Annotated in this window: 28 protein-coding genes; 10 read left to right on the forward strand and 18 right to left on the reverse strand. The window is 47.3% G+C overall.

Going from position 1 to position 26705, the window contains the following annotated elements:
• Positions 1-26: 26 nt before the first annotated feature.
• The 9 genes from I2I11_RS18190 to I2I11_RS18230 form a co-directional block, all read right to left on the reverse strand.
• The gene (locus I2I11_RS18190; RefSeq protein ID WP_196269172.1) at positions 27-254 is read right to left on the reverse strand and encodes a hypothetical protein; all 228 of its coding nucleotides are present in this window, start codon (positions 252-254) and stop codon (positions 27-29) included.
• 189 nt (positions 255-443) lie between these two features.
• Positions 444-644, reverse strand: a complete 201-nt coding sequence (locus I2I11_RS18195; protein WP_196269173.1) for a hypothetical protein — start codon at positions 642-644, stop codon at positions 444-446.
• Between the two features lie 69 nt (positions 645-713).
• The gene (gene der / locus I2I11_RS18200; RefSeq protein WP_196269174.1) at positions 714-2024 is read right to left on the reverse strand and encodes a ribosome biogenesis GTPase Der; all 1311 of its coding nucleotides are present in this window, start codon (positions 2022-2024) and stop codon (positions 714-716) included.
• A 69-nt stretch (positions 2025-2093) separates the two neighbouring features.
• Positions 2094-2981, reverse strand: coding sequence for a GTPase Era (gene era, locus I2I11_RS18205; protein WP_196269175.1), 888 nt, complete (start codon positions 2979-2981; stop codon positions 2094-2096).
• Between the two features lie 267 nt (positions 2982-3248).
• Positions 3249-3830: an inorganic diphosphatase gene (locus I2I11_RS18210; protein WP_196269176.1), complete on the reverse strand. Its 582-nt coding sequence runs from the start codon at positions 3828-3830 to the stop codon at positions 3249-3251.
• Positions 3831-3940: 110 nt separating this feature from the next.
• On the reverse strand, positions 3941-4294 hold the full coding sequence (rplS, locus tag I2I11_RS18215; protein ID WP_196269177.1) for a 50S ribosomal protein L19: 354 nt from the start codon (positions 4292-4294) through the stop codon (positions 3941-3943).
• A gap of 252 nt (positions 4295-4546) precedes the next feature.
• Positions 4547-5224 (reverse strand): tRNA (guanosine(37)-N1)-methyltransferase TrmD, encoded by a 678-nt coding sequence (gene trmD / locus I2I11_RS18220; RefSeq protein WP_196269178.1) that lies wholly within the window; start codon positions 5222-5224, stop codon positions 4547-4549.
• Positions 5224-5802, reverse strand: a complete 579-nt coding sequence (rimM, locus tag I2I11_RS18225; protein WP_196269179.1) for a ribosome maturation factor RimM — start codon at positions 5800-5802, stop codon at positions 5224-5226. Before rimM ends, trmD begins: the two co-directional genes overlap by 1 nt.
• 11 nt (positions 5803-5813) lie before the next feature.
• The gene (locus tag I2I11_RS18230) at positions 5814-6353 is read right to left on the reverse strand and encodes a 30S ribosomal protein S16 (RefSeq protein WP_196269180.1); all 540 of its coding nucleotides are present in this window, start codon (positions 6351-6353) and stop codon (positions 5814-5816) included.
• 406 nt (positions 6354-6759) lie between these two features.
• On the opposite strand from I2I11_RS18230, the gene hemH reads away from it, so the two are divergent.
• On the forward strand, positions 6760-7788 hold the full coding sequence (gene hemH / locus I2I11_RS18235) for a ferrochelatase (protein WP_196269181.1): 1029 nt from the start codon (positions 6760-6762) through the stop codon (positions 7786-7788).
• Positions 7789-7988: 200 nt separating this feature from the next.
• On the opposite strand, the gene I2I11_RS18240 is transcribed toward hemH, so the two are convergent.
• The 3 genes from I2I11_RS18240 to glmM form a co-directional block, all read right to left on the reverse strand.
• Positions 7989-8570, reverse strand: a complete 582-nt coding sequence (locus tag I2I11_RS18240; protein WP_196269182.1) for an LOG family protein — start codon at positions 8568-8570, stop codon at positions 7989-7991.
• 124 nt (positions 8571-8694) lie between these two features.
• Positions 8695-9837, reverse strand: a complete 1143-nt coding sequence (locus I2I11_RS18245; protein WP_196269183.1) for a cysteine desulfurase family protein — start codon at positions 9835-9837, stop codon at positions 8695-8697.
• 144 nt (positions 9838-9981) lie between these two features.
• Entirely contained in the window at positions 9982-11373 is a 1392-nt protein-coding gene (gene glmM / locus I2I11_RS18250) for a phosphoglucosamine mutase (protein WP_196269184.1), read from the reverse strand.
• Between the two features lie 166 nt (positions 11374-11539).
• On the opposite strand from glmM, the gene mazG reads away from it, so the two are divergent.
• The 9 genes from mazG to I2I11_RS18295 all read left to right on the forward strand — a co-directional run bounded on the left by mazG (position 11540) and on the right by I2I11_RS18295 (position 19814).
• The gene (mazG, locus tag I2I11_RS18255; RefSeq protein ID WP_196269185.1) at positions 11540-12349 is read left to right on the forward strand and encodes a nucleoside triphosphate pyrophosphohydrolase; all 810 of its coding nucleotides are present in this window, start codon (positions 11540-11542) and stop codon (positions 12347-12349) included.
• A gap of 511 nt (positions 12350-12860) precedes the next feature.
• The gene (locus I2I11_RS18260) at positions 12861-13730 is read left to right on the forward strand and encodes a MotA/TolQ/ExbB proton channel family protein (protein WP_196269186.1); all 870 of its coding nucleotides are present in this window, start codon (positions 12861-12863) and stop codon (positions 13728-13730) included.
• 20 nt (positions 13731-13750) lie between these two features.
• Positions 13751-14356 (forward strand): ExbD/TolR family protein, encoded by a 606-nt coding sequence (locus tag I2I11_RS18265; RefSeq protein ID WP_196269187.1) that lies wholly within the window; start codon positions 13751-13753, stop codon positions 14354-14356.
• A gap of 77 nt (positions 14357-14433) precedes the next feature.
• Entirely contained in the window at positions 14434-14901 is a 468-nt protein-coding gene (locus I2I11_RS18270; protein WP_370583012.1) for an ExbD/TolR family protein, read from the forward strand.
• 2 nt (positions 14902-14903) lie between these two features.
• A complete protein-coding gene (locus I2I11_RS18275; RefSeq protein ID WP_196269189.1) occupies positions 14904-15728 on the forward strand; it encodes an energy transducer TonB in 825 nt (274 codons plus the stop codon).
• A gap of 262 nt (positions 15729-15990) precedes the next feature.
• A complete protein-coding gene (locus I2I11_RS18280; protein ID WP_196269190.1) occupies positions 15991-16818 on the forward strand; it encodes an energy transducer TonB in 828 nt (275 codons plus the stop codon).
• 125 nt (positions 16819-16943) lie between these two features.
• Positions 16944-17198, forward strand: a complete 255-nt coding sequence (locus I2I11_RS18285) for a sulfite exporter TauE/SafE family protein (RefSeq protein WP_196269191.1) — start codon at positions 16944-16946, stop codon at positions 17196-17198.
• On the forward strand, positions 17188-18123 hold the full coding sequence (locus tag I2I11_RS18290) for a PstS family phosphate ABC transporter substrate-binding protein (protein WP_196269192.1): 936 nt from the start codon (positions 17188-17190) through the stop codon (positions 18121-18123). The genes I2I11_RS18285 and I2I11_RS18290 overlap by 11 nt, the downstream gene beginning before the upstream one ends.
• 50 nt (positions 18124-18173) lie before the next feature.
• Complete coding sequence (locus I2I11_RS18295; RefSeq protein ID WP_196269193.1) at positions 18174-19814, forward strand: tetratricopeptide repeat protein; 1641 nt, start codon at positions 18174-18176, stop codon at positions 19812-19814.
• A gap of 296 nt (positions 19815-20110) precedes the next feature.
• On the opposite strand, the gene I2I11_RS18300 is transcribed toward I2I11_RS18295, so the two are convergent.
• From I2I11_RS18300 to porG, 6 genes are all read right to left on the reverse strand, one after another.
• The gene (locus I2I11_RS18300; RefSeq protein WP_370583013.1) at positions 20111-21148 is read right to left on the reverse strand and encodes an RluA family pseudouridine synthase; all 1038 of its coding nucleotides are present in this window, start codon (positions 21146-21148) and stop codon (positions 20111-20113) included.
• Positions 21149-21232: 84 nt separating this feature from the next.
• Positions 21233-21847 (reverse strand): OmpH/Skp family outer membrane protein, encoded by a 615-nt coding sequence (locus I2I11_RS18305; protein WP_196269194.1) that lies wholly within the window; start codon positions 21845-21847, stop codon positions 21233-21235.
• Positions 21848-21873: 26 nt separating this feature from the next.
• Positions 21874-22551 (reverse strand): OmpH/Skp family outer membrane protein, encoded by a 678-nt coding sequence (locus I2I11_RS18310; protein WP_196269195.1) that lies wholly within the window; start codon positions 22549-22551, stop codon positions 21874-21876.
• A 14-nt stretch (positions 22552-22565) separates the two neighbouring features.
• Positions 22566-25079: an outer membrane protein assembly factor BamA gene (gene bamA, locus I2I11_RS18315; RefSeq protein WP_196269196.1), complete on the reverse strand. Its 2514-nt coding sequence runs from the start codon at positions 25077-25079 to the stop codon at positions 22566-22568.
• Positions 25080-25087: 8 nt separating this feature from the next.
• Positions 25088-25825 carry an undecaprenyl pyrophosphate synthase gene (gene uppS, locus I2I11_RS18320; RefSeq protein WP_230680409.1) on the reverse strand — a complete coding sequence of 246 codons (738 nt, stop codon included), beginning with the start codon at positions 25823-25825 and terminating at the stop codon, positions 25088-25090.
• Between the two features lie 65 nt (positions 25826-25890).
• Positions 25891-26661: a type IX secretion system protein PorG gene (gene porG, locus I2I11_RS18325; protein ID WP_196269198.1), complete on the reverse strand. Its 771-nt coding sequence runs from the start codon at positions 26659-26661 to the stop codon at positions 25891-25893.
• Between the last annotated feature and the right edge of the window lie 44 nt (positions 26662-26705).

Genomic DNA, 26705 nt, shown 5'->3' on the forward strand with positions numbered 1-26705 from the left:
TCTTTTATTTTATGATGCTATTTTAACTACTCTACGACAACAGTGGTATCCATGTCGTCAGCGGCATCTTCCATGGCATCAGCTTTGTTTTCTGCTGCGTCTTCGATGGCTTCGCCTCTTTCCTCACCGGCTTCTTCAACCTGATCAGCGTTTTCTTCCACTGCATTTTCAGCAGGAGAATCGCAGGAAGAGAATGTTGCCATACCGAAAGTAAGCAGGCCGGCTGTCAGGAAGAAATAGATTGGTTTTTTCATGATGTTTTAATTTAGGTGGTTATAAGTTTGGTAATGAAGCTACCAAAAACCTGTGCAAATACAGCACAGAAGGTATCAGAACGAATACGAGAATATCATGATATAGTTCAGTAGGTATAAAACAAAGCGGGAGACAATTTTGCAATTGTCTCCCGCTGATTCCGGCCATGCGCCGGGTGTTTTTGCTGATTACTGAACTACGGCAGCAGAATCCACTGGAACAGTGGCAGTATCTACCGGCGTTGTAGTGGTATCAACTTCTTCTGTTGGAACTGTTTCGTCTACTACAGTTTCAGTAGTTTCAGACTCTGTAGCAGCCTCTTCGGTGTTGTTGCAAGATGCGAAAACGAAAAGACCGGCAACGAAAAGCAAACCAAATACTTTTTTCATGTTGTTCTGATGTTTTTAAATGAGGCGCAAAGATACTACTATATCTGAATGCCTCCTTTTCTTTAAGAATTATTTTTTGCGGAATACAAGCTTTACCGGCACCCCTGTAAAATCAAAATGCTCCCGCAACCTGTTTTCCAGGTAGCGCTGGTATGGCTCTTTGATGTACTGCGGCAGGTTACAGAAAAAAGCAAACGTCGGGTTGTGCGTCGGCAGTTGCGTAACGTACTTAATCTTCACCAGTTTGCCTTTAATAGCGGGTGGCGGATAACGCTCAATATCAGGCAGCAACTTGTCGTTCAGCTTGGAAGTAGAGATTTTCTGTGTCTTTTTATCATACACGTCCATTGCCACTTCTACCGCCTTGTGTATGCGCTGCTTGGTGAGCACCGAAGTAAAAATAACCGGCACATACTTGATGGGCGCGATGCGCTCCAGGATATCTTCCTCAAACTTCTTGGTGGAGTGGGTATCTTTCTCTATCAGGTCCCACTTGTTCACCAGTATCACAATGCCTTTGCGGTTTTTTTCGGCCAGCATAATAATGTTTACATCCTGCGCCTCTATGCCACGGGTAGCGTCCAGCATGATGATGCATACATCGGCGTCTTCCAGGGCACGCACCGAGCGCATCACGGAGTAAAATTCTATGTCTTCGCTGACCTTGCTTTTGCGGCGCAGTCCGGCAGTATCCACAATAATAAACTCTTTGCCAAAGGCATTGTAGCGTGCATCGATGGCATCGCGGGTAGTGCCGGCAACATCTGTTACAATATTACGGTCTACGCCCAGCAGCAGGTTAATAAACGAAGACTTGCCCACGTTCGGGCGGCCCAGTACCGCAATCTTCGGAATGCCTGCATCCGGATCTTCTATACCTTCGTCTTCAAAATGCCGCACAATCTCGTCCAGCAGCTCGCCGGTGCCCGAGCCACTTTGCGATGATACCGGGTAAATCTCCTCGCCTATTCCCAAAGCATAAAATTCGTTCATCTGCTGTGCCCGTGCGGTGGTGTCAGCCTTGTTGGCCACAATCAGGATGGGTTTATCGGTGCGGCGCAATATGTTGGCAAATTCTTCGTCCAGGCTGGTCAGGCCAGCGTCTACGTCTACCATAAAAAGTATTACGTCCGCCTCCTGTATGGCCAGCTCTACCTGTTTGTTTATTTCGCTTTCAAAAATATCATCGGAGCCATGCACGTAGCCACCGGTATCAATCACAGTAAAAAATTTGCCTACCCACTCGCCGTGGCCATAGCTCCTGTCGCGGGTTACACCGCTCTCGTTGTCCATGATGGCTTTGCGCTTACCTACCAGGCGGTTAAAAAGGGTGGACTTGCCCACATTCGGGCGGCCCACAATGGCAATAATGTTCGACATTAGTAAATAATAAAATTGTTAAAGTGCCCCCGGAGCGCCTTGCCCCGAAGCTTTATGCAGTGCGCCTACTTACTCGTTGTAACCGAAGCGGCGTAGCAGCCGCTGGTCGGTTCGCCAGTTTTCGTTCACGCGCACATACAAATCCAGGAAAATCTTTTTCCCGAAAAATTCCTCCATATCCACGCGAGCCTGCGTGCCTACTTTCTTCAGCATCTCGCCTTTGTGGCCAATCACAATACCTTTCTGGCTTTTGCGCTCCACGCTTATTTCGGCGCGGATACGGATAATGTCCTCTTCTTCTTTAAACTCCTCTATTACCACTTCGCAGCTGTAAGGAATTTCTTTTTTATAGTTGAGCAGTATTTTTTCACGGATGATTTCCGACACAAAGAAACGTTCCGGCTTGTCGGTCAGTTCGTCCTTCGGGAAATAGGCCGGATGCGCGGGCATGTAATGCAGTATGCGATCAAACAGATGCTCCAGGTTGGTGCCGTGCAGGGCTGAAATCGGCAGCACCTCGGTCGGGCTCATTTTCTCCTGCCAGTAAATCATCTTATCCCTTACATCTTCTGCCGTGGCCTGGTCTATTTTGTTGATGAGCACCAGTACCGGCACCTCTGCGTGCTGCAGCCGCTTTATAACTTCTTCCTCGTCGTGCTTTTCGTAAATATCAGTTACAAAAAGTATCACATCGGCATCTTCCAGCGAGGTGCGCACAAAACCCATCATCGACTCGTGCAACGCATATTGCGGCTTGATGATGCCGGGCGTATCAGAGTACACCAGCTGAAAGTGCTCGCCGTTCAGGATGCCCATAATACGGTGCCTGGTGGTTTGCGCTTTGGAGGTGATAATGGACAGCTTCTCGCCTACCAGCGCATTCATCAACGTAGACTTGCCTACGTTTGGCTTGCCCACTATACTTACAAACCCGGCTTTATGCGGTGTCTCGGCCATACGTTTAAATTTGAGGTTGCAAAATTACTTCTTTTTTACGAGACGACAGCCGGATGTGTGAATTATTGATTACCAGAACGATAAGTAAAAAGGTACAAGTATAAGAACACTAGGCATAAGCCCTGTTCGTGTCAGATAAATGGTTATAACTGCCAGAAGTTTTAAATCATGAGTTATACTTCTGAAGGTTATACTTGCTGCGCCGGAAACAATCGGTTTAGCTGTTCCCCATTTAAAACAGGAGAAACACAGCAGCCATAGTTATACTTACAGTTTCATCCAGCGCTGTATTTCCTCATCGGCAAATCTTTCGTTGCGCCAGCCTACAAATGTAGTGTGGGCAGTGGGATTGTAGTGCGTAAACCAGGTTTGAAGAATACTTTTTATACCGGGATATTGTTTGCTGAAGCTGGCGAAATCGGTGGCGGAGATAAGCTGCTCGCTGGGTCGTGCCGGCACAGCCACCACCACATGCTCCAGTTCGCCGGCGGTTTCCAGTTGCATAACACCCAGCGGAATTACCTCCATTACGGTGCCAGGCTCCCGGCTCTCGGCTATTACCAGTATTTTCAGGCCGTTGCCATTGCTGCTAATCTCAGTAGAAGGTATAAACCCGAAGTTAGCCAGATAAGGCAGAAACGGGATAACGCGATCCAGGCCGGCTTTCTTGTCGTTCACAAATTCCTTTGTTTCGCGGTTATAAATCAGGCGATGGCTGCTGCCGGCCGGCACTTCTATCACGGCCTGCAGTTGCCTGGCACCGGAATAGGTGGGCAGGTTAGCGTAGTCTGTTTTGCAGCCGGAGAGCAGTGCGAACACAGGAAGCAGCAGGAAAAACAGTTTTTTCATCTTCAATTCTTTTGCAGGACAGGTATAAATGCCGGCCAGCTAAGTATAAATAAAAAAGAGGAACTGCCAAAGCAGCTCCTCTTTCACTCCAATTATAATAACAGGTATTATTATCTTCTTTCTTTGATACGGGCAGCTTTGCCTTGCAGTCCTCTCAGGTAGTAAATTCTGGCTCTTCTTACTTTACCTCTTCTCACCAGTTCGATTTTCTCGATAGAAGGCGAAAGAAGCGGGAAGATACGCTCAAGTCCGATTTGGTTAGATACTTTTCTAACAGTGAACGTCTCACCATTTGTATTTGGGTTCTTGCGCTGAATCACAACACCCTGAAACTGCTGAATACGTTCTTTGTTACCCTCACGGATTTTAACGTGCACGTTAATGGTATCGCCGGCCTGGAACTTGGGGAAAGAGGCGCGTTTTTCAGTAGATTCCTGCTCTAGAAATTTAATTAGCTCGCTCATGATGGCTATGTTCTTAAAAATATCTTCTTCAAAATTCGGACTGCAAAGATATGCAATTATTTATTACATAAGAACCTTTACAGAAAAAAAATATAACTGCGGCCTTTGCCTTCTTAGCAGAAAGGCAGATGCAGCCTGATTTACACTTGTAAAGCCAATGTAGTGCTGCCTTATCCTCACCAAAGTTTGCCTGCCAAGCAGTATAACGTAACACCGGATAGCGATGGAACCTGCCCGGTATACAGATAATTTCTATTCGTCAAGCAAATCTGGGCGCCGTGCTTTGGTACGCGCAACCGCTTGTTCAAAGCGCCACTGCTCCACTTTAGGCAAATCGCCGGAAAGCAGAATGTCGGGCACTTTCAAGCCATTGTACTCAGCAGGGCGGGTATAAACAGGCGGCGCCAGCAGCCCGTCCTGAAAAGAATCTGTTAGCGCCGAAGACTCGTCGTTGAGCACACCCGGAATAATACGGATGATGGCATCAGCCAGCACAGCCGCGCCCAGTTCTCCGCCCGATAACACATAATCGCCAATGCTGATTTCGTGGGTAACAAACAGCTGCCGTACACGCTCATCCACGCCTTTGTAATGGCCGCAAAGTATAATTACGTTATGCAGCAGCGAAAACTGGTTCACCATCCGCTGATTCAGCGTCTGTCCGTCCGGCGTCATGTAAATAACCGCGTCATAGGTGCGTGCTGCTTTTAGTTCCGAGAGGCACTTGTCAATCGGCTCGATCATCATCACCATGCCAGCACCACCGCCAAAAGCGTAATCGTCAATCTGGCCGTGCTTGTTGATAGCATACTTGCGCAAATCATGCACATGCACCTCCACAAGCCCTTTCTGTTGTGCCCGCTTCAGTATAGAATGACTGAAAGGGCTGTCGAGCAGGTCGGGCTGGCAACTGATAATATCGAAACGCATTATTGTTGTTCGTCCTCCGTGTCGGCATCATCGGCCTCGTCGGGGTTGGCAGGCTGGGTGTATACTTCAAGCAAACCTTCAGGCAGTTTTACGTGCAGTTCTCTAGCCTCATGGTCGGCGCGCAGCAGGATTTCGTCCATAACGGGTATCAGCATCTCTTGGTCTAAATAATTCATAGACATCAATTGTTGCTGCGGCAAGTCATAAAATTCCTTCACCGTACCTAGCCGTCCATGATTTTCGTCTACTACCGTATAGCCGATCACATCATGAAAGTAAAACTGATCGTCTTCCAGTTCCGGAAGCTCATCGAGGGGCAGGTATAAAGAAGTGCCACGTAAGGCTTCAGCCTGCTCCATTGTTTTGATGTCCTCAAAACGAATGATGTAGCGGCCTTTCGGCTGCGGCTCCATGCTGTCAATAAAAAAAGGAATCAGCCTTCCCTGTTGTTCCAGGAAGACTGATTCCAAATCATCATAATCCTCGGGATAGTCTACGTCAAAAAATGCGACTACCTGCCCTTTTGTGCCATGTGTTTTTACAATATGTCCCAGCAAAAAGCAGGCATCCTGGTTCATGGCACAAAAATTTATGCTTGTTCTTCTGTAGTAGCTTCGCCTTCGGCAGCAGAAGCTTCTTCAGCCGGAGCCGGTGCATTAGCGGCAGCCTTATCAGCCTCACGCTGACGGATAGCCTCTGCACGTGCTTCTTTTTTCTTTGTTTCAGCTTCCAGAGCAGCTTTGCGGGCTGCATCTTTTGCAGTGCCAACATCCTGGCGCTTGCCTTCAATTTTAGCTGTTTTTGCCTGCTTCCACTCATCAAAACGCGCATCAGCCGTTTCCTGGTTAATAGCGCCTTTTACCACACCTATCTGCAGGTGTTTTTTGTACAGTATGCCTGTGTAAGAAAGCATTGCTCTTACGGTATCTGTTGGCTGCGCACCGTTCATCACCCACTGGAACGCCTTTACCTCATCAAAATTGATAGAAGCCGGGTTGGTGTTGGGGTTGTAGGTACCTAATTTCTCGATGAACTTACCATCACGTGGCGCTCTCGCATCAGCTACCACAATGTCGTACATAGCTGATTTTTTACGGCCTCTGCGGGCCAGCCTGATTTTTACTGCCATTTGCTTTTATAAATTTAAGTCGGCGGAACCCGTCCGCCATTTTTAGAACCGCAAAGGTAAAGAATTTATTTGGCTTATTTCAAAATTATCGATCTTAAAACACCATAAGTGCCTGTCATTGTTCTCAAATCGTTAACAGGAAAAGTGCTTTGCAGAGCCTGGGGCAAAGGCAAGACAGGGCTTTGCGGACGTGCCGAAGTACTCAAGGCTGCAGGCAAGGGCTCTCAACCTCCGTAAGGATTAAGCAAAAGCAGCCATGGTTATACTTAGTGTCATGATCTTAAAACATTTCTGATGTTTCCTGCTTTTACAGTTTCAGTAGCTTCTTTACCGGTTCCGGAAAATTATACGTCAACATTTTACGCCTTATACCTGTATCTTTGCAGAGAAAAGCACTTATACTTAAATGAGTAAAAAAGCCCAAGGCAAGATTGGGGTTTTGCTGGTAAACCTCGGCACACCAGACAGCCCCAATACCCCCGATGTTCGTAAATACCTGCGCGAGTTCCTGCTCGATAAGCGCGTGATAGACATACCTGCGGTGCAACGTTATGCCTTAATCAACGGTATCATCGCCCCATTCCGGGCGCCTAAGTCCGCCAAAATATACAAGCAACTCTGGACAGAGCGAGGTTCGCCCCTGCTTTACCACGGTCAGGATTTACAACAGAAGCTGCAGGCGGCGCTGGGCCCGGATTATTACGTGGCTTTCGGGATGCGGTATCAAAGCCCAAGTATAAAAAGCGCCCTGGAAGAGCTGCGCGCGCAAAGCGTGGATCGGATTATTGTGCTGCCATTGTTTCCGCAGTACGCCTCTGCCTCAACCGGCTCGGTGCACGACAAGGTGATGGAAATTGTAAAAGACTGGTGGGTTATTCCGGACATCAAATTTATCTCCTCCTTCTGCGATGATCCGGGTTTTATACATGCCTTTGCCACGCTGGGCAAACAGCATATGGCCCAGGATGATTATGATTTTGTAGTTTTCAGCTACCATGGATTGCCCGAGCGACAGATACTAAAAGGCAGCGACCACGGCTACTGCCAGCTGGGCGCCTGCTGCAACAGCTACAACAAACGGAATAAATACTGTTACCGTGCTTCCTGTTTTGAAACATCGCGGTTGCTGGCCGCTGAGTTGGGCCTGCGCGAAGACCAGTACACCGTATCCTTTCAGTCCAGGCTGGGCAAAGATCCGTGGCTGAAACCATACACTGATATTATTTTGAAGGATTTGCCGGCGAAAGGCATCAGAAAGGTACTGGCCTATAGCCCCGCTTTTGTAGCCGACTGCCTGGAAACTACGATAGAAGTAGGCGAAGAATTTAAGCACCTGTTTTTAGCAGCCGGTGGCGAAAAATGGCAACTGGTAGAAAGCCTTAACTCTAATGCGCTTTGGGTAGACGCCGTGAAGGCAATGGTGCTGCGGAGCTAAGGGGTTGATTCTTCTTTTCTCATACTATCGCAAGTTTAGCGATAGCGTAACTTGTGATAGTATATATTTCAAGTTTTCAACTTGCTTTCTGCGATAGCAAAAAATTAAAGAAGTTGAAAATTACGCTATCACTAAACTTGCGGCAGAAGGGCAACAGGATGATTGCTTATCAGAAACCGCATACTGAAAATCAGCAAATACTAAATTCGTTCAAAATCAACCGGCTTATCCAAAGAAGCTTCGGCTTGGTCCCTGATTTGCTGCAGCAACAGCAAGGCCTCATCTGCCACAACCAGGCTGTCTCGCTGCGATGCTTTTATAAAGCCTTCTTCCACACTGTGGTCAATCATTTCCAGGAACTTGTTGTAGAAGCCCTTCACGTTATAAAAAGCGACTGGCTTGCGGATAATGCCCAGCTGGTTCCAGGTAATGATTTCGTTTACCTCGTCCAGGGTGCCGAAGCCGCCCGGCATGGCAACAAATGCATCAGCGTAAGATGCCATCAGGGCTTTTCGCTCGTGCATGGTCTGCACCACATGCAACTCGGTTAGGCCGGCATGCGCCACCTCACGGTCCACCAGGCTTTGCGGAATCACGCCGATTGCTTTTCCGCCACCGGCCAGCACGGCATCGGCTATCGTGCCCATCAAACCTACCTTGCCGCCGCCAAACACCAGAGTTATACTTTGTGCCGCCATGGCTGCACCCAGTTCGGCGGCAGCCTTGCGGTAAATATCGTTAAAGCCGTGGCTGGCTCCGCAGAAAACACCTATACTTGTCATCGTTCTTATTTATACTTGCTGATTTATACTTACTCTTTCTATACTTCTGAAGCATTGCGCGTATCACTAAAAAACAAAGGCCCCAACACTGCTGCCGGGGCCTTTAAAGTATAACCCACCGTGCTTAGGCCAGCACTTTTTTATACATCTGCGCCAGTGTTTCGGCTGCGAAATCAATTTCTTCGGGGGTATTATACTTGCTGAACGAGAAACGAACGGAGCCGCGTGCAGGATCAATATCCAGGGCGCGCAGCACGTGCGATCCGGTATTGGCGCCGCTGCTGCAGGCGCTTCCGCCCGAAGCCGATATCTTGTTGATATCAAGGCTGAAGAGCAGCATCTCGTTGATGTCGGAAGCAGGCAGGCTCACGTTCAGCACCGTATACAGGCTTTTGTCGCCAAATTCGGACATGCCGTTAAAACTTACCTCATCCATTTGCTCCTGCAGCTTATAAATCATCCTGTCTTTCAGGCCCTGGATATAAGTGGCATGCTCTTCCATATCGCGGTAGGCAATCTCCAGGGCTTTGGCCAGGCCGATGATGCCGTATACGTTTTCGGTGCCGCCGCGCATGTTGCGCTCCTGTGCCCCGCCCTGTATCAGCGGCTGAATTTTGATACCGGCATCACTGTACAGAAAACCCACGCCTTTGGGCCCATGAAACTTATGCGCCGAGCCCACGATAAAATTGGCGCCCAGCTTTTGTACATCGTGCCTGTAGTGGCCCATGGTCTGCACAGTATCAGAATGGAAAACCGCGTTATACTTTTTGCAAATTGCTGCAATCGCCTCCACATCATTCAGGTTGCCAATCTCGTTGTTGGCATGCATAACAGACACCAGGGTTTGCGGCTGGCTGGCCAGCAATTCCTCCAGGTGCTCCAGATCCAGGTTGCCGCGCTCGTCATGGTGCAAATAATCTACCTTTACTCCCTCCTGTTGCGCCAGCAGTTCCATGGTATGCAGCACCGCATGATGCTCCAGCTTAGTAGTAACAGCGTGTTTGATGCCCAGGGAGCGGCAGGTACAACGTATGGCAGCGTTATCAGCCTCGGTGCCGCCTGACGTAAAGAAAATTTCAGCCGGCGACGTGTTTAACAGGGTAGCTACTGTCCGGCGTGCTTTTTCGATGGCCGATCGTACTTCCCGCCCATGCGAATGGATAGATGACGGATTGCCATAATGCTCCAGCATAAAGGGAGCCATGGCGTCAAAAACTTCTTTGTCCAGCGGAGTGGTGGCGGCATTATCTAAATAAACACGCATGTTGGTAAGCTTTAAATTGAGATACTATAGTTATGAACCAATAAAGTATAAAAAAAAGTTGCGCCGCAGGCTGAGCAAGTCTCATATCCTTGTGGCGCAACTTTATTGCTATGGGATGTATGTACAGCTACAACAACACATATTTTATGCTTTTACAGAGATAATCTCTTTGATATCGGCAATTATTTTGTTTGCCAAATGTTCGGCCGTGGCATTGCTGTCCGACTCGGCGTAAATGCGGATGATGGGCTCGGTATTAGACTTGCGCAAGTGTACCCACTCTTTGTCGAACTCAATCTTTACACCATCAATGGTGTTGATAGGCTGCTTGGCGTAACGCTCCTGCATCTGGCGCAGCACCTCGTCCACGTTTACTTCCGGCGTCAGCTCAATTTTATTTTTGGAGATATAATAGCTCGGGTAAGAAGCGCGCAGGCGCGTCATACTCATGTTTGCCTTCGCCAAGTGCGACAGAAACAAGGCGATGCCCACCAAAGCATCGCGGCCATAATGCAGCTCCGGGTAAATAATTCCTCCATTGCCTTCGCCGCCAATGACGGCGTTGGTTTCTTTCATCTTGTTCACCACATTCACTTCGCCTACGGCAGCAGCATTGTATTCGCCGCCGGCTTTTTCGGTTATATCGCGCAGCGCACGTGTAGACGACAGGTTAGATACAGTGTTCCCTTTCTGGTACTGCAGCACATAATCAGCCACGGCCACCAAAGTATACTCTTCGCCGAACATGCTGCCATCTTCGTTCACCAGCGCCAGGCGGTCTACATCAGGGTCTACCACGATGCCCAGATCAAACTTACCTTTTTCGATTGTCCTGGATATTTCACGCAGGTTTTCGGGCAGCGGCTCCGGGTTGTGGGCAAAGTTGCCATCGGGCTCGCAGTACAGTTTCTCAATTCTGGTAACACCCAGCGCTTCCAGCAACATCGGCACCGCAATACCGCCGCTGGAGTTTACGGCATCCACCACTACGCTGAAGTTTTTTGCTTTTATTGCTTCCACATCAACCAATGGCAAATCCAGAATAGCTTTGATGTGTTTTTTTAGCGTATTTTCGCTTTGCTTGTACTTGCCCAGGTTGTTTACCTGTGCAAATTCAAAACTTTCCTTCTCCGCAATTTCAAGCACCAGCCTGCCCTCCTCGTCCGAGATAAACTCGCCTTCATGGTTCAGCAGTTTCAGGGCGTTCCATTGCTTGGGGTTGTGGCTGGCGGTAAGTATGATGCCGCCGCCCGCTTTTTTGTTTACAACCGCCATCTCAACAGTAGGTGTAGTAGACAGGCCTACATCTATTACATGAATGCCAAGCCCCTGCAGCGTGGCGCAAACCAGCTTGTTTACCATTTCACCAGAAAGGCGGGCATCGCGGCCCACTACGATGGTGTTGTTGTCGGTGGTTTGCAGCATCCATGCGCCAAAGGCAGCAGAGAACTTTACCACATCCACGGGCGTGAGCCCCTCACCTGCTTTGCCGCCAATTGTTCCCCGTATTCCTGAAATTGATTTTATTAAAGCCACTCGTCGTCATTTTTTATCCGGGCAAAAGTAATAATTTTAATTTTCACTTTCAGCACATTTTCTCTGCTTATCGTTGCGTTGCAGTCCAGTTCCTGTTACCCCCAAAGCAGCAATACCCGGAATTCACGTAAACAAGCAGTTCCATCATTTTAGTATATTTGCCTGCATGAACAAGACATACTTAGACGATAGCCCGCGGGGCAGGCAGTTGCAGGCCTTTAACCGCCTGCTGGATGTGCTGGATGATTTACGGGAGAAATGCCCTTGGGATCGCAAGCAAACCATGGACAGTCTGCGCCACCTCACCATAGAAGAAACTTATGAGTTATCAGATGCCATCCTGAAAAATAATTTGCCGGAAATAAAGAAAGAATTGGGCGATGTGATGCTACACCTGGTGTTTTATGCCAAAATTGCGGCTGAACAAAACGCTTTTGATGTAGCGGACGTACTAAATGCGCAGTGCGATAAACTTATTTTCCGTCACCCGCACATTTACGGCGACACGAAAGCGGAAACAGAGCAGGAAGTAAAGCAAAACTGGGAGAAACTCAAACTGAAGGAGGGCAACAAATCGGTGCTGGGTGGCGTACCCTCGTCGTTGCCGGCATTGATAAAGGCCATGCGCATTCAGGAAAAGGCCCGCGGTGCCGGATTTGATTGGGAAGAGAAGGCCCAGGTATGGAAAAAGGTGCAGGAGGAACTAAATGAGTTTGAATCGGAGTTCAACATAAAAGACACCGCTAACATTAACAAAACGTTCGCCACAGCCGAGTTTGGCGACCTTTTGTTTTCGCTCATTAACTTTGCCCGGTTTATAGATATAAACCCCGAAGAAGCCCTGGAACGAACAAACCTGAAATTTATACATCGCTTTCAGTATATGGAGGCCCGGGCTGCGCAAAACGGCCAAAGCCTGCAGGATATGAGCCTGCAAGAGATGGACCGCTACTGGAATGAAGCAAAAAAACAGTAGTCAGCAGGTATTAGTGCTAAAAAATCGCTATACTTATACCACCATTATAAAACATACCTGAATAACACCCTTTGAACGCTTTTACGTAGCATAGGATCTAAGGCCCCGAAACTGTACCCTGCCCGCATGCAGTTGCGACAGGCTATAAGCAGGCATAGCCTTACTGTGCTATGTACCAGGCAGCGTATCAGGGCAAAAGAGAATAACTGTAGCAAATATTTAATGTTTATACTTTGATTTATTTGAATAAATCATCAGAATCAATAGATTTGTAGAGGCAGAATAGCCTGTTTACTGCAATTATAATATAAGAAAGGAGGGACGACGCCGCAGGGAAGATTTGACAGGAATTTTTAAAATTTATGTCTTTTGTATTTGAAAATTGCAGAAAAAGCAGAAATTGCAAATTCATTAAAGGAACAAATCCGAAAACTCTTAACATTTTACATTTACACAAACAATTTAATTACAACACAAACAGCTAAACTTTAAACTTTAAACTCTTAAAAAAATGGAAAAAAAGACTGCAGTAGTAAGCAAAGATGCTAATGTAGAAGCTAAAAGCGGGACGACAGGTTCTGTATTTGCTACTATCGTAATTCCGCTGGCGGTAATTGCCTGTATCCTGATCTATATTTTTGTTCTGGGCAATCCGGCCAACTTCGAAGGCGGCAGCAGCGAAAATCACCCGCTTCCGGGCAACTACCTCGGCATTGTATATAAAGGCGGATTTGTGGTGCCTATTCTGATGGCGCTTGTGTTGATGGTGTTCATCTTCTCTATTGAGCGTATTCTTACTATCAGCAGGGCAACAGGTACTAAAAGCGTTACTTCTTTTGTGCGTACCATTTCTGCCAGACTTAACCAGCATGACATCAATGGCGCGATTGCTGCCTGTGATGCGCAAAAAGGTTCTGTGGCCAACGTGGTGAAGGCAGGTCTGCTCAAATACAAAGAAATGCAGAACGAGCCGGAACTGCTGAAAGCAGAAAAAGTAGCTGCCATCCAGAAAGAAATTGAAGAATCTACTTCCCTGGAGTTGCCGATGCTGGAGAAAAACCTGGTAATTATCTCTACTATCGCCTCTATTTCTACACTGACTGGTTTGATTGGTACGGTATTAGGTATGATTAAGGCGTTTGCGGCCCTTGCCACATCTGGTAACCCGGATGCGACAGCGCTCTCAAACGGTATCTCTGAGGCCTTGATTAACACGGCTATCGGTATCACGGGTTCTGCGCTTGCCATTATTGCTTACAACTACTTTACAAGCAAAATTGATGCGCTTACGTATAGTATAGATGAAGCTGGTTTCAGCATTATCTCTACGTTTGCGGCACAGCATGACTCGGCTCCGGCAGTAAGACAGCACACTGTATAACTGAACCTTAACCTAAAACAATGCCTAAAGTAAAAGTAAAAAGGAACAACCCGTCGTTGGACATGACGCCGATGGTGGACTTGGGCTTCTTGCTGGTTACTTTCTTTATGCTGACGGCTACCATGACGCCGGATGAAGTAGTGGTCGTAGACACACCTTCATCTGTATCAGAAACAAAACTTCCTGACTCCAACGTTATCACTATTTCTATCGATAACGAAGACCGGGTGTTTTATAGCGTAGATGGTCAGAATACAAAGATGAAGTTAATTGACAAGATAGCGGCCAAGTACGGGATAAACTTCACCGACGAGGAGAAGAAAACCTTCTCGCTGATGGGTGACTTTGGGGTGCCTATTGCCCAGTTGAAGTCTTTTCTGGACATGAGCAGCAAGGAACGCCAGCAGGTAAACCAGCCCGGCATACCTATCGATTCAGCTAAAAATGAGCTTGGCGACTGGGTGCTGCAAACCCGCCTGTCGAATCCGAAGGTAATTATTGCTGTTAAAGGAGACGTAGACGTAAACTATGATACGGTTCAGAAGGTAATAAATACGCTGCAGGACAAGAAAGTAAACAGGTTTAACCTGATTACAGACATGGAAGCCAAGCCTCGTAATCTTTAAAAGAAAGGAAATAAGAAATGGCAGAAGTACAACAGCAAGCGGACTCCGGCAAGGGAGGGAAGAAACGCGCCAAGAAAATGTCTACCAAAATAGACATGACACCGATGGTGGATCTTGCCTTCCTGCTATTAACGTTCTTTATGCTTACCACCACGTTCGCCAAGCCACAGACAATGGAAATAAACATGCCTGTGAAAGACGTTCCTAAAGAAGAGCAAATTGTGTTGAAAGCGAGCAATGCGATGACCATCATCCTGGGCGATAATGATCGGATATTTTATTACTTTGGCCTCGGCGATCCGGCTGAGAACCCCGAATTAATAGAAACCGACTATTCTGATAGTGGCATCCGCGATGTGCTTAGATCTCCAAAAGTTAAAAACAACGACAAGATGACTGTAATGATCAAGCCTATGGATGAATCGCGCTACAAGAACGTTGTAGATATTCTGGATGAATTAAGAATCACAGATACCAAAAAGTATGCCCTTGTGGAGATAACCGACAACGACAAGCAATTGGTAGAAACTAAAATCGGACAATAGATATGGAAGCAAGTAAGTTAGATAAGGCCTCGCTTGATGATATCGTCTTTGACGGACGAAACAAAGCATATGGCGCCTACCTACTTCGCAAGCTTTACAACTCGCACCTTATTAAGGCCGCTATCATTGCCACGCTCCTCTTCTTACTTTTCATCAGTGTTCCACTGATAAAGAAGATGATTGTAGGCGAAGAAGAAGTAGTAGAAACGGAGCGAATCGTAACAGAAGTAGAACTGGCACAGCCACCACCAGTGGAGGAAAACACCCCACCGCCACCGCCACCGCCACCGGAGTTGCCACCACCGCCACCGCCTGTGCGTTCTACAGTGAAGTATACGCCACCGGTAGTGAAGCGTGACGAAGAGGTAGTCGAAGAGGAAGAAATTCCGGACGTAGAGGTACTCGAAGAAATTGATGCCGGCGTAGAAACCATAGAAGGCGACAACAACGCGCCACCTGATTTGGGTGACATCGACGGTACAAGCGACGTTGTGGCCGAAGCGGTAGAGGAGAAGCCTTATACTTATGTGGAGCAGATGCCGGAGTTCCCTGGTGGCGAAAGCGAGATGCTGAAGTACCTGGGCAAAAACATCCGCTATCCGGCAGCTGCGCAACGCGCCGGTGTAGAAGGCCTGGTAGTACTCTCTTTCGTAGTAAGCAAAACAGGGGAAATATCGGATATACAGGTACTCAAGAAACTAGGTGCCGGTACTGACGAAGAAGCCGTACGCGTTGTGAAATCAATGCCAAAATGGACCCCAGGTAAGCAAAACGGCAGAACAGTACCTGTACGTTATACATTGCCTGTTCGCTTTACTATCAAGTAAACAATCCTTAGAAACAAAAAGCCCTGTCCTTCCGGACAGGGCTTTTTGTTTCTATTAAAAATAAATAGTCAGCATGCATACTTGTTTAAAATTTATTCGTATCTTATCCTAATCTCCTCCTGCATCACCAAAGTGCCTGCGATGCGGCACAAGATATAACAATGCTCAACCGCACTGTAAATAAAGAAAGAAATTTATCAACCAAACCCCCTACTTCTGAGATGTAAAACAGTTAATTACTTCACCTAAAACAACAATGCCCATGGAAAAGAGCTATTTATTCAGCACCACGTTCAACAATGTAGTGTTCAGCGGCCGAAACAAAGCGTATGGCGCGTATGCTTTACGCCGGCAGTATAGCAGACATTTGGCTATAGCCACTATACTTGCAACAGTTACTTTTTCAGGGGCACTGGTCACGCCGCTTCTAAAAACCCTTTTGTTTGGCGAACAGGTAAAATATGAAAAGCCGGTATATGATCTTGTTATACCTATTGATATACTTCCCCCACCAGTAGTAGAAAAGCCAAAGGAAATTAAGGTACCTGTTGTTACGCCTGCCCAGCCTGTTAAAACTGCTGCCTACACCAGCACGAAAATAGTACCTGATGATTCGCCGGAACCTGTTACGGAACTTGCCAGCCAGGAGGAATTGAAAACTGCCAACATCGGCACGAAAAACATGGATGGCGTAGCACCCGAAGTACCGGCCACAACGATAACAGTTGCTCCGCCGGCAGGTATAGATGCAGGTACCGGAACCACCGACTCTGACGAACCTTTTATAACTGTAGATCAGATGCCCGAATTTACGGGTGGTGAAAAAGCGCTCTTTGCATTCCTGAGCAACAACATAAACTATCCTGCCCGCGCCAGGCAGGCAGGCGCAGAAGGGCTTGTTGTGGTAACCTTTGTGGTAGCAGCCAACGGAAGCATTCAGAATGTGGAGGTATTAAAAGGGCTCGGATTTGGAACAGAGGAAGAAGCAATACGTGTAATCCGTAAGATGCCTCAATGGACCCCCGGACGACAGAACGGCAGGGCTGTGCCGGTACGCTATACCTTACCCATACGGTTCAGCCTGAAGTAGCAGTATAAAAATCAATAATAAGAAGCAGAGGCCACAAACTAGTTTTGTAAGCTTCTGCTTTCTTTTTTGTAGCAAAAATCTTATTTTTATGGGTTATAACTTAATTCTTCCGGAGGAGACAAATCATGGATAGACGAAAACAAGATAATTCGCCCGTGAATATCTTCAATAAATTTGCAAAGTGGTTTGCCTTGCTGATGACACTGTTATACGTTGGCCTGGGCTTGTTTCTCTTATTTGCTGATGAGAAAAAACTGAATCTGGCTGTGCCGCATACCGTTAAGATTATTCTGGGGGGAGTATTGATTTTGTATGGCGTAGTCCGGTTTATGCGGGTATACCAAAGCGACTCTAAACGAAAAAGAAGATATGAAGATTAGAATTCAGCCTTTCCTGATGGCGTTGGCACTGGCGGCGCTGAGTGCATGCGGCAAATCAGAAGTAACAAATACGCCTACGTCGGGCAATGTAACCATCAGTGTTGATGAATCCTTCAAACCTATTATCGCGTCGCAGGTAAATACTTTTGAAGGCATTTACAAGTATGCGCAAATAGAACCGCAGTATCTGTCTGAGGGTGCTGTGATAGAAAGCCTGCTCAACGACAGCTCACAGGTAGCTGTACTATCAAGAGAACTTACAGAGCAGGAAAAAGCAGTTTTTGATCAGCGTAAGATAATTCCACGCGTAACCAAAATTGCTATCGATGCCATAGCCCTCATCGTGAATAACGACAATCCGGATTCGCTTCTGACGATGGAACAGGTTAAGGCTATTTTTAATGGAGATATAAAGAGCTGGAAAGAACTTAACAGCGAAAGCAATCTGGAGGATATTACCATCGTTTTCGATAACAACAACTCTAGCACGAGCCGCTACGTAAGGGATTCTTTGACGGCTGACCATAAGCTGCCGCAAAACACATTTGCATCCAACTCACATGAGGCCCTGATTGATTATGTATCGCAGAACAAGAATGCATTAGGCGTAATCGGGGTAAACTGGATCAGCGACTTAGATGATTCTACGGCAGTAGGATTTCTGAATAAAATAAAAGTAATCGGCATCAGTAAAGATCCGAATCCTGTTACAACAGAAAGTTATTACCAGCCCTACCAGGCATATATTGCACAGGGCGCTTACCCGTTGCGCCGCTTCCTGTACATGATCAGTGCAGAAGGCCGCGCCGGACTTGGCACAGGTTTTGTATCTTTTGTAGCCGGAGACAAAGGACAGCGCATTATATTAAAATCTGGTCTGGTGCCAGCCACCATGCCGGTTCGTGTAATTGGCCTGGGTAACTAAAACCTTTACTTCAACAAACAAATAATTGCAACCAACTAAACTTTAATACAATGACCAATAACTGGAAGTACATCGTTCTGATGGGGATTGCCATGCCGACAACTGCCGCGCTGGCGCAATCAAGTGATGCAGGCAGAAGAGCCGTTGATTTAGAGCGATATCAGCAAGCAAAATCTATTTACAAATCTCAGCTGAATGACAAGGATGCAGCTGATAATGCTTATTTTGCCCTTGGCGATATTTATCTGAGAACAGAGAAGCCCGATTCGGCAGCTTACTATTTCAACCAGGGTATTTCCAAAAATTCCAAATCTTACATTAATCATGTAGGCTTGGGAAAAATAGAGCTTGAAAAAGGCAATCAGGCTGCCGCTGAGCAGCACTTTGAGGAGGCCCTGAAAGGAAGAGGTAAAAAAGACCCCTATGTACTTGCCATGATCGGCGAAGCTTATGTGGAAGCGCCAAATGCCACCGATGCCCAAATAACTAAAGGTATTGATTACCTGAAGCAGTCACTGGAGCGCGAAAGCAAAAACCCGGTAGCTAATGTTATACTTGGCGACGCATACCTGAAGCTTAAAAAAGGCGGGGAAGCCATGTCGGCTTATGACAAAGCTATCCAACTGGATGATAAGTATGCGAAAGCCTACCTGCGCCGGGGCCAGTTGTACACCAGTTCCCGCAACTTCCCCGAAGCAGAGAAAGCATTCCAGCAAGCTATTGAAATTGATCCCAGCTTCGCCCCTGTTTACCGCGATTTAGGCGAGCTGTATTATTTTGCCGGCCAGTATGACAAGGCCCTTTCTACATTTAAAAAGTATGTAGATATGGCTGAGAAGACACCGGAAACGCAGGCCAAGTATGCCTCTTTCCTGTTCCTGACCAAAAATTACGACCAAGCCCTGCAAGTGGCAGAGCAGGTACTGCAGCAGGAGCCGGATAATACGGTGATGAACCGCTTGAGAGCCTACTCTTACCTGGAGCTCGGCCAGCCCGATAAGGCGCTGCAGGCCATGGAGCAATATCTGCAGAAGGTAGATCCTAACAAATTAATTGCGCAGGATTATGAATACTATGGTCGTATCCTGGCAAAAAACAGCCAACCGGAAAAGGCCGTTGAAAACCTGCAGAAGGCATTGGAAATGGACCCGACCAAAGTAGAGCTTTACCAGGAACTTGCCAATGCCTATGCCAGCACCGGAAAGTATGACCAGGCTATTACCGTGCTGAACAAGAAGCGCGAAACCATCAAGCCATCGAATGCCGATTTTTATTATATGGGTAACATCTATATGATGGCAGGCGAGGATATGGTAAAGGCTAACAATCCTCAGAAAGCAGCCGAATATTTTAAGCTGGCTGATGAGACTTATGCAAACGTAACAAAGGATAACCCGACTTATCCTTATGCTTACCTGTGGAGAGCTCGTGCCAATGCCAGCCAGGACCCTGAAACCGAGCAAGGTCTTGCAAAACCTTATTACGAGGAGTTTATCAAGCTGACTGCCAATGAGAAGGACAAGTTTAAGCAGGATCTGATTGAGGCCAACTCCTACCTGGGTTATTACTACTACCTGAAAGGCGACAGAGCAAACGCTACGAAATACTGGACAGAAGTAAAAACGCTTGACCCTGGTAACGAACAGGCAGCAACTGCCCTCGCTGAAATCAACAAATCCAAGAAGCCATAATCTTTGCCTTATAAGCTTCATCAACAAAAAGCCCGCTCTGAACAGAGCGGGCTTTTTGTTATCTATACTTGCTGCTTGCTGGTGATTTTCAGACAACAGCAGAACTTAGCGGAAAGTAAATTATAAAAGCTGCTCCTTCTTAAGAATAAGGAGGAAACTTAGTTCGTATTTTTTGCTGAAGCCTTCCCGGCAAGGTGCGGCCTGTGCGCTACTTTGTACCAGCGTAGTATACTTAACCTTCAGCATTTCTCTACTCCTAAGCTGCTTTTTGCAAGTATGGCTGGCTGTAGCGGCTATTACTGCGCTTCATACAAAGCCCACTTTTGCAGCACTGCTTCAAAGTCTTCCGGCAGTGCAGATTCAAAATGTATAAATTCTCTGGTTGTTGGATGTACAAAACCCAGTGATTTGGCATGCAGCGCCTGCCGGGGCATCAACTTAAACGCATTCTCCACAAAAGTTTTGTAGCTTCCGCTTGGCATCCCCTGCAAAATACTATCACCACCATACATGGCATCCGAAAACAGCGGATGCCCGATATACTTCATGTGTGCCCTGATCTGATGTGTTCTGCCAGTTTCGAGGTTACATTGCACCAGCGATACATACTTAAACCTACGCAACACCTTGTAGTGCGTTACGGCATGCTTGCCATACGAGCCGTCGGGGTATACGGTCATTACGCGCCGGTCTTTAGGGCTGCGCCCAACATGACCCGTGATAGTTCCGGTATCTTCTTTGGGTACACCCCAGACAAGCGCATAATAGGTGCGCTCTATACTATGGTCGAAAAATTGTTTTGCCAGAAAAGCCATACTATACTCTGATTTGGCTATTACCAGCAGCCCCGAAGTATCTTTATCGATGCGGTGTACCAGGCCGGGCCTGCCTTCCCCGTTACGGCTTGTGGGCAGGTTACGGAGGTAGTATGTCAGGGCATTTACCAGCGTGCCATTCCAATTGTTATAAGCCGGGTGCACCACCATACCCGCGCTCTTGTCTACAATAAGGAGCTCCTCATCCTCATATACAATATCCAACGGAATGTTTTCGGGCACAACATCTGTGTCGCGCGGGGGTTCTGCCAGCGTTATGGTAATTACATCCAGCGGCTTTACCTTGTAGCTTACTTTAACCGGCTTCTGGTTTACCTGCACCGATTCGGAGCGGATAGCGCCCTGCAGTTTGTTGCGCGTTACGTTTGGCAGGCGGTCCATCAAAAACTTATCTATCCGCAGCAAAGCCTGCCCTTTGTCTACCACAATCCGGTGATGCTCGTACAGCTCGTCGGAGTCGTCTGAATCTGTTTGTTCCTGATCTGTATAATCCGCCACTGTTTTCTGGAAATTCTGTATAAAAAAAGAAAGCCGAAGTATAAACAACGGCTTTCCGGAACTATAAAAATAGTTTTACTATACTTAGTTCTTCTTCTTCGTAGATTTAGCCGGAGCTTTAACTGCCGGAGTGGCAGCAGCCGGGTTAGCAGCTGCAGGTGCAGGCTCTGGCTGAACTTTAGATGGATCAACGCCAAGCTTTTTCAGCACAAGCGGTGAAATATCGCCATCTTCTGGACCAGCTAACAAAGCCTGGTTGCTGATAACATAAGTATAACCGCTCTCTTTGGCCACATCTTTGATAGCTTTGTCGATTTTAGCGATAACGGGATCTACTAGAGATTTTTCCTTAGCCTGCAACGAAGCCTGTGCGCTGCGCTGAAACTCCTGGATAGAGTTGTTCATGTTCATCAACTCTTTCTCTTTGTCGTCACGGATAGTTTTATCCATGGTGGCAGCACTTTTCTGATAAGCATCTACTTTGGCCTGGTACTCGGTATACTTGGCCTGTAGCTGGTTTTCCAGCTGTGTGCTGTGTGTTTTCAGCTCAGACTCAATCTGCTTGCTTTCTGGCAATTGCAGCAGAATATACTCTACGTTAGTATAACCAATTTTTAAAGGCTGATTGCCTGTTTGTGCAAAAGATGCAAAGCTGATCAGCAAAAACGCTGCTACTAAGGTTTTGATTTTGTTCATCATTGGTTGGTTAATTAATTATTCAGGGTTTAGTTATTAGACTTCTTCTTTGGTGCCGGCTTCGGCCTGGTATTCTGCTGTTGTGGTGCGGGCTGATTTTCCTGTTCCTGCTCCAGGGATTCGGTTTGGGGCAAATCATCCGGGTTATCTATTATGCCTCCGGCGGGCTGTGCACCTGGCTGGTTTTGCTGCTCCGATACCAGCCCCAGCGCTTCCAGCACATATTCGGTATAGTCATGTACCGGATTGGTATAAATCAGCACCAGGTCACCTGATTTGTCGAACATCATCTGGATGCCCTTGTCCTTGGATACTTTTTCTACAGCCGTAAACACTTCATCCTGTATCGGGCGCATTAATTCCTGCCTGCGCTTAAACATCATTCCTTCGTAGCCAAAAACTTTGCGCTGATATTCGCGCACCTCTGTTTCTTTTTTGGCTATTTCGGCCTGCCTTTTCTGCTTCATCTCTTCAGTTAGCAGCACTTCTTCGGCCTTGTACTCCTGCTTCAGCTTGTCTAATTCCTGCTGCAAACCTTCTATCTCGTGCTGCCAGTTCTCCGCATATTTATCCATTTCCTGCTGCACTTTGTTGTAAGCCGGCATCTTGCTCAGAATAAAATTCGAGTCAATATAGCCAATCTTCTGTGCCTGTGAAATATGCGTGAATAAAAAACCTGCTAAAAAGATGAACAAAAACTTTTTCATACTAATTCCCTTCCTTAGCGTATCTGCTGGCCGATCATGAAATGGAACTGGCCACGTTTCATATCAGGCTGGCCTGGTATATCATCCAGTCTCCAGCCATAGTCAAAGCCCAGCAACCCGAAGGCGGCCATAAAAATTCTGGCGCCCACACCCGCCGAACGATACAATTTGAACGGGCTATAGTTTTTAAGAGAGCTGAAGCTGTTACCTGCCTCTAAAAACGTCAGGCCATAAATAGTGGCTGCCGGGTTAGGCGATATCAGGTAACGCATCTCCAGTACATACTTGTCGTAAGCCACGCCGCCGGCAGATCTTAATGTCGGATCAGCACTGTTTACCACGCTTTCTTCATCATAGCCGCGCAAGCCGATATACTCTGTACCTACAAAGAAATTACCGCCTCCGCTTCCTCCCATACCGGAACCACCCAATTTAAAGCGCTCAAAAGGACCTACATTAGCAGATCCGTAAGATCCCAGGAAACCAAAGTGTGCTCTGGCATTCAATACCAAATTCCCTGCCAGATTTATAAAGTAAGAGCCATCGAACATCCATTTGTTGAATTCCACAAACTCATAATTGTTTTCCTTTTCTGTAAACAGCGAGTATGGTGGTGTCAGGTTTATACTTAAAGTCAGGGAAGATCCGCTTCTCGGGAAAGTCGGGTTGTCTATACTGGAGCGGGCAATGGTGTTGATAAAGGAAACACTGTTTGAGGTGCCATCGCTGAAATCCGAAAACAGTGCATAGTTCGTCAGATTATATTGATTGTATGATAGCGCATGGCTCATCTGGAAATAATTGTCCGGCCAGTTCAGTCTGCGGCCCAGGCTTATAGATGCTCCATTCACATTCAGGCGGCTGTCGTTGTCGGACTCTGCCGAGCCATAAGAGCCATAAAGCCCCATGCTTCTTCTGTAAACCGTTTTAAATATACTTACAGTCAAAGAATTAGGCTTGCGGCCTCCCAGCCACGGCTCTGTAAACGACAGCGAGTAAGACTGGTAATACTTACCGTTTGCCTGGATGTTGAGTGCCAGCCGTTGCCCGTCACCGCTCGGAATCGGCCGCCAGGCATCCCAGTCGAAAAACTTACGGGTAGAGAAGTTGTTGAGCGTCAGGCCCACGGTACCTACAGGGCCCAGCGTTCCGCCCCAGCCGCCAGACAGGCTTATCTGGTCATTGGGTTTCTCTACTACGCTATAGTTAATATCTACTGTTCCTTCTACCGGGTTTGGTAGCGGGTTCAGGCCAATGTTTTCAGGATCAAAATAACCAAGAGCTGCCAGTTCGTTGCGCGACTGGATCAAATCATCACGGCTATACTTCTGACCGGGCAGCGTGCGCAGTTCCCGCAGAATCACGTAGTCGCTGGTTTTGTCGTTGCCAGATACGGTTACTTTGTCTATAGTTGCCTGTGCTCCTTCAAATACGCGCATTTCCAGGTCTATAGAGTCGCCGACAATGGCCACTTCCACCGGCTCAATGCTGGAGAACAGGTAGCCATCGTTCTGGTAAAGCGCAGATACATCAATGCCTGTCGGATTATAGTGCAGGCGCTTGTCGAGCTCCTCTGCGTTATATACGTCGCCCTTATCAATGCCCAACAACCTGGACAGGTAAGCATCGTCGTAAATGTAGTTGCCCTTCCAGGTAATGTTACGGTAATAATACTGCTTGCCCTCATCTATGGTAATCCGGATAGCCAGGCGGTCGTCGCTCACATTGTACACTGTATCAGAAACAATGGTCGCATCGCGGTATCCGTGGTTGTTGTAAAAAGCAATCAGTTTTTCCTTATCGGCCTCGTACTCGCTCTTCTGGAACTTAGAAGAGGTAAATATCTTATAGAAACGCTTTTCCTTGGTCTTTTTCATCTGGCGCTTCAGCTTTTTATCTGTAAAAGCCTCGTTGCCCACAATGTCAATATCTGCTATTTTTACCTTATCACCTTTATCTATGTCCACATTCAGCACCACACTGTTTGGCAGCAACGGATCAGGCTTTTGGGTGATGGTAGTTTTAACGTTCAGGTAACTTTTTTCGAGGAAATAATTACGGATAACGTTACGGGTGCTGTTGAGCACGGCATCTGTAACCACCTTGCCGCGTTGCAGGCTCACCTTATCCTTCAGGGCATCCTGCTGGGTTTTGCTGATGCCGGAAAAGGTGAAGCGGGAAAGACGCGGACGTTCCTTTAACTCAAAGTTGAGAAAGATCTGATCGCCTTCTATCTTTGTTACGTATACTTCCACATCGCCCAGAATACCCTGATCCCAAAGTTTCTGGATAGCGCGGCTGATGTCCTCGCCCGGTACCGTAATCTCATCGCCTACTTTTAAGCCGGTTACGGATATCAGCGCATTCGGATCCAGAAAATTGGTACCGCTTACGTTTATACCTCCAATACGGTATTGTTTCGGCTGTGAGTAGTCGAGGGGGTTTGTTGGGGATGGGTTATTCAGAACTTGGGCCGAAGCCGTGCCTGTTAAAAGCAGAAACACAAGCACCCAGATGCATCTTGTCATTAATATTTTTACTTAATTAGTTGTTCACTTGTCTTGCCAAACCGGCGTTCCCGGCGCTGGTAAGCCACAATGGCCTCGTAAAGATGTTCTTTCCTGAAGTCAGGCCAGAGCAGATCGGTGATATAAAGCTCTGTATAAGCCAGCTGCCAAAGCAAAAAATTACTTATCCGCTGCTCGCCGCTTGTGCGTATAAGCAGTTCCGGATCGGGCATACCGGCAGTAGAGAGATATTGGCTGATGGTAGCTTCCGTAATCGCATCGGCTGCTACTATACCATGACCCACATCCTGCGCCAAACGTTGCACGGCCTGCGTCATGTCCCAGCGGCCACTGTAACTGAGCGCCAGCACCAGTGTCATGCGGCTATTCTGGCTTGTTAATTCCATTGCCTCCTGCAGTTCCTGCTGGCAGGCGTCAGGCAGGCTCGCTGTATGGCCTATGGTTTTTAGCCGGATGTCGTTTTTATTCAGGGTAGCCGTTTCTTTGCGGATGGTGGACACCAGCAATTGCATCAGGGCCGATACTTCCATAGCCGGTCTGTTCCAGTTCTCCGTCGAGAAAGCATACAGCGTCAGGTACTTCACGCCCAGTTCTGCAGCGCCCTCTACCGTGTCGCGCACTGCCTTCACAGCATTTTGATGACCGAATATCCGTAAGCCGCCCCGCTGCTTTGCCCAACGCCCATTACCGTCCATGATAACGGCAATATGCTTGGGTAAATTGTCTACATCTACTTGCTCCTTCAGATTCATTAAACCACAATTTCCCTGCAAGTTACAAAAAGCAGTATAAATTCTGCTAACATTCTTTCCTAATCTAATATGCCGGGGGTTTTCTTATAAGGTGGGGGGCAGTTAATTCTGTAGAAAGTATAGGACAGGCTGATGCCGTTGTAGTAATACCAATCTTTGTCGTTTGGATTAGCCAAACGCTTGCTGTCTTTCTCTGAAAGGTAATCTAGGTTATCGGTTATCATTTTGCGTGCGCCAAATTCCAGCCCCAGGTTCCAGTGCTTGCTCAGGGCATATTTTATACCTACCCCAAAAGGTATGGCAAAGGCCAGGCGTGTATCAAAGGCTTTGTTTAATTCCGGTTGCAGCACAGGGCTGTCGGTTTCGAGTTTGGCGTTGTAGATTAAGCCTGCCACACCGGCAAAAAAGTAGGGCGAAAAGCGTGGCCGCTGTTGCAGGTCATAATAATCAAGGAAGTTATACTCCATCACGGCCGACAGTTCTGCCATGCTAAGGCGCAATTCGGCCTGCCGGTAGTCGGGGTATGGCAAATCGTAAGAATGGTCGCCAATGGTGTTGTTGTCGAAAATGCGATGACTCAGCATCACTCCTCCCCGAAGCGTAATCGGGTTAGACATATCCCGCCGGTAAAAAACGGTTAAGGCTGGTTGGTTGTTCAGCAGGCGATAATTGGGCGCCAGATCACCTTTATAGTTTGCACCGCCTATGCCTGCCCCCACCTCGCTGGTGGATACCGGGCCTTGCGCCAGAGCAGGGTTGCTGAAAAAAGCACTTCCTATTTGTAGTGTGCAACAAATAAGGAGTGCCTGCTTGAAATGCTGTAAAGTCATGGAACGCTATACGGAGTTTAGAGAACAACGATTACATCTGTGAA

This window comes from Pontibacter rufus, from assembly GCF_015694705.1.
GTDB classification, from domain to species: Bacteria; Bacteroidota; Bacteroidia; order Cytophagales; family Hymenobacteraceae; genus Pontibacter; species Pontibacter rufus.

Coding starts and splice junctions, on each gene's coding strand:
- I2I11_RS18190 (WP_196269172.1), bottom strand. CDS start 254: ATGAAAAAACCAATCTATTTCTTCCTGACAGCCGGCCTGCTTACTTTC.
- I2I11_RS18195 (WP_196269173.1), bottom strand. CDS start 644: ATGAAAAAAGTATTTGGTTTGCTTTTCGTTGCCGGTCTTTTCGTTTTC.
- der (WP_196269174.1), bottom strand. CDS start 2,024: ATGTCGAACATTATTGCCATTGTGGGCCGCCCGAATGTGGGCAAGTCC.
- era (WP_196269175.1), bottom strand. CDS start 2,981: ATGGCCGAGACACCGCATAAAGCCGGGTTTGTAAGTATAGTGGGCAAG.
- I2I11_RS18210 (WP_196269176.1), bottom strand. CDS start 3,830: ATGAAAAAACTGTTTTTCCTGCTGCTTCCTGTGTTCGCACTGCTCTCC.
- rplS (WP_196269177.1), bottom strand. CDS start 4,294: ATGAGCGAGCTAATTAAATTTCTAGAGCAGGAATCTACTGAAAAACGC.
- trmD (WP_196269178.1), bottom strand. CDS start 5,224: ATGCGTTTCGATATTATCAGTTGCCAGCCCGACCTGCTCGACAGCCCT.
- rimM (WP_196269179.1), bottom strand. CDS start 5,802: ATGAACCAGGATGCCTGCTTTTTGCTGGGACATATTGTAAAAACACAT.
- I2I11_RS18230 (WP_196269180.1), bottom strand. CDS start 6,353: ATGGCAGTAAAAATCAGGCTGGCCCGCAGAGGCCGTAAAAAATCAGCT.
- hemH (WP_196269181.1), top strand. CDS start 6,760: ATGAGTAAAAAAGCCCAAGGCAAGATTGGGGTTTTGCTGGTAAACCTC.
- I2I11_RS18240 (WP_196269182.1), bottom strand. CDS start 8,570: ATGACAAGTATAGGTGTTTTCTGCGGAGCCAGCCACGGCTTTAACGAT.
- I2I11_RS18245 (WP_196269183.1), bottom strand. CDS start 9,837: ATGCGTGTTTATTTAGATAATGCCGCCACCACTCCGCTGGACAAAGAA.
- mazG (WP_196269185.1), top strand. CDS start 11,540: ATGAACAAGACATACTTAGACGATAGCCCGCGGGGCAGGCAGTTGCAG.
- I2I11_RS18260 (WP_196269186.1), top strand. CDS start 12,861: ATGGAAAAAAAGACTGCAGTAGTAAGCAAAGATGCTAATGTAGAAGCT.
- I2I11_RS18265 (WP_196269187.1), top strand. CDS start 13,751: ATGCCTAAAGTAAAAGTAAAAAGGAACAACCCGTCGTTGGACATGACG.
- I2I11_RS18270 (WP_370583012.1), top strand. CDS start 14,434: ATGTCTACCAAAATAGACATGACACCGATGGTGGATCTTGCCTTCCTG.
- I2I11_RS18275 (WP_196269189.1), top strand. CDS start 14,904: ATGGAAGCAAGTAAGTTAGATAAGGCCTCGCTTGATGATATCGTCTTT.
- I2I11_RS18280 (WP_196269190.1), top strand. CDS start 15,991: ATGGAAAAGAGCTATTTATTCAGCACCACGTTCAACAATGTAGTGTTC.
- I2I11_RS18285 (WP_196269191.1), top strand. CDS start 16,944: ATGGATAGACGAAAACAAGATAATTCGCCCGTGAATATCTTCAATAAA.
- I2I11_RS18290 (WP_196269192.1), top strand. CDS start 17,188: ATGAAGATTAGAATTCAGCCTTTCCTGATGGCGTTGGCACTGGCGGCG.
- I2I11_RS18295 (WP_196269193.1), top strand. CDS start 18,174: ATGACCAATAACTGGAAGTACATCGTTCTGATGGGGATTGCCATGCCG.
- I2I11_RS18305 (WP_196269194.1), bottom strand. CDS start 21,847: ATGATGAACAAAATCAAAACCTTAGTAGCAGCGTTTTTGCTGATCAGC.
- I2I11_RS18310 (WP_196269195.1), bottom strand. CDS start 22,551: ATGAAAAAGTTTTTGTTCATCTTTTTAGCAGGTTTTTTATTCACGCAT.
- bamA (WP_196269196.1), bottom strand. CDS start 25,079: ATGACAAGATGCATCTGGGTGCTTGTGTTTCTGCTTTTAACAGGCACG.
- porG (WP_196269198.1), bottom strand. CDS start 26,661: ATGACTTTACAGCATTTCAAGCAGGCACTCCTTATTTGTTGCACACTA.